General features: G+C 55.6%; 3 protein-coding genes. All 3 read left to right on the forward strand.

Going from position 1 to position 2,245, the window contains the following annotated elements; genetic code table 11:
• The coding region (locus NW819_RS01735) for an ABC transporter permease subunit (protein ID WP_414412707.1) at positions 1-672 on the forward strand (672 nt) is incomplete at its 5' end.
• Positions 673-675: 3 nt separating this feature from the next.
• Positions 676-1,884, forward strand: coding sequence for an urea ABC transporter permease subunit UrtC (gene urtC / locus NW819_RS01740; RefSeq protein ID WP_414412708.1), 1,209 nt, complete (start codon positions 676-678; stop codon positions 1,882-1,884).
• Positions 1,885-2,054: 170 nt separating this feature from the next.
• On the forward strand, positions 2,055-2,245 hold a 191-nt coding region (locus NW819_RS01745; protein ID WP_414412709.1), incomplete at its 3' end, for an ATP-binding cassette domain-containing protein.

Consider the following 2,245-nt stretch of genomic DNA (forward strand, 5'->3'; position numbering starts at 1 on the left):
TCCACGGCCATTGCAGCGGTGGGGGGGCGGGTGCTGGCGCAAACCTATGCTTTGGCGGTTACCCAGCCTTGGTTCGGCGCCCAGAACAAAGACGTGACGGCTCCCCGGTGGCTGGGGGGTGGGATCCCGGTGGGCAGCCTGTTTTTGCCCAATACCCGCCTGTTTATCATCGCCCTCACTGTCTTCTGCATCCTAGGGCTGTACTTCTTCTTGCAGCGCACCCGCTGGGGGCTGCGCATCCGGGCGGTTACCCAGAATCGGGCCATGAGCGCCTGTGTAGGGATCCCTACGCAAAAGGTGGATGCCCTCACCTTTGCCATCGGTTCGGGTCTGGCGGGAGTGGCCGGCGTAGCGGTCAGCCTGCTGGGATCCGTGGGGCCGAACACCGGCCAAAACTACATCGTGGATACCTTTATGGTGGTTGTCGTGGGGGGTGTCGGTAAGCTTTTGGGCAGCATTGTGGCAGCGCTTGGGATCGGGATTGCCAACTTTGTCATCGGCTCAGGGACGCTGGCTTTGATTTTTCCCAACGTGCCCATCCTGACCGATACCCTCAACTTTTTTGCCACCACGAGCATGGCCAAGGTGATGGTCTTTGCTTTGATCGTGGCCTTTTTGCAGGTGCGACCTCGGGGCCTTTTCCCCGAAAAAGGTCGTATGGTGGATGCCTAGGGAATGATCTCGCTTGGCGAAAACTCTAGGACCAGACTCTCCATTTTCTACTCCCTCACAAAGCCCATGAAACTGGTTCATTCCCCCCGTGCTGATCATGAAGTGGCTGCTCCCGCCGCGGGTGGGGATCCCAATTCTTCTCGCAAGCTTCTGTGGGAGGCCGGGATCCTCATCGTTTTGGTGCTGGCCTTGATCTTTGTGGCCCCAACTGTGCTGTCTGGCTTTCGGCTCAACTTGTTGGGGCGGTTTCTGGCCCTCAGCATTGTAGCTTTGGGAATCGACCTCATCTGGGGCTATACCGGCATGCTCAGTCTGGGACATGGGGTGTTCTTCGCCTTGGGGGGCTACGTTCTGGGGATGCACCTGAAGTTGCAATTGCCGGAAGGTCAGATACCGGAGTTTTTCAGCCTCTATGGGGTAACGGAATTGCCCTGGTTTTGGTACCCCTTTTATTCGTTTCCGTTTACGGCTGTTGCTGTTGTCTTGATCCCGGCTTTGGTGGCAGCAGCCCTGGGATATTTGGTGGTGAGAAATCGCATTCGAGGGGTTTATTTCTCCATTCTAACTCAGGCCACCACGATTATTTTCTTTAACTTCTTCAACGGCCAACAGCGCTTAATTAATGGCACCAACGGCCTGACCAACTTCCAGACTTTGTTTGGCCTGGATGTCAACTCGTCCGAGATGCGCTTCGCTGTCTATGTCACTACAGTTCTGGCGGTGGTTTTGGCTTACCTTCTCTGTCGTTGGCTGACCAGCGGCCTATTCGGTCGGATCCTGGTAGCCATTCGAGATGACGAGCCGCGGGTTCGTTTTTCCGGCTACGATCCCACCGGCTTTAAAGTTCTGGTGTTTGCCGTGTCTGCTGCCCTGGCGGGTGTTGCCGGAGCTTTGTTTACCTTGCAAACCGGGATCATCTCTCCCAATGCGATGGCCGTTCCCTTTTCCATTGAAATGGTGATCTGGGTGGCGGTGGGCGGTCGGGCCAGTTTGGTGGGGGCAGTGCTGGGGGCTCTGTTGGTCAACTTTGCCAAGAGCTTGCTGAGCGAAAATTTTCCGGAGATTTGGCTATTTTTCCAGGGGGGATTGTTCCTGTTGGTGGTGCTGGTGCTGCCGGATGGACTGGTGGGTTGGGTGCGCACCCAAGGCAGGCGACTTTGGGTCACCGTTCAGCTTTGGCGCAGGCGCTTGGCAGATACTTCCCCAGCTTAAATCTGGCTTTCTCTTGAGGATGTCAGTTATGTGCAAGATATAAGTTTAAGGTAAGAGGATCCCATGGGTGAGCCAGCGATGCCAAGTTTCCTCTCCTATTTGATGGGTTTATTTGATGGGTTGAGAATCCGGTTTGACCTTTGGCCTTTCCGTTCTTGGATGTGATCCCCATGCTTACTGCAGCTCCCACCGCCACCCGACAAATTTTACAAACTCAGGATCTCACCGTCAGCTTTGATGGCTTCAAGGCTTTGGACAGGCTGAACTTCTCTCTGGAGGAAGGGGAGCTGCGGGTGGTCATCGGCCCCAATGGGGCAGGCAAGACTACGTTTCTCGATGTGCTGACGGGCAAGGTTAAGCC

Source organism: Synechococcus sp. R8-2, assembly GCF_047461715.1.
GTDB lineage: Bacteria > Cyanobacteriota > Cyanobacteriia > Thermostichales > Thermostichaceae > Thermostichus.

Bases quoted from the DNA above. Each gene is read 5' to 3' on its own strand.
- urtC (WP_414412708.1), top strand. From the start codon at position 676: ATGATCTCGCTTGGCGAAAACTCTAGGACCAGACTCTCCATTTTCTAC.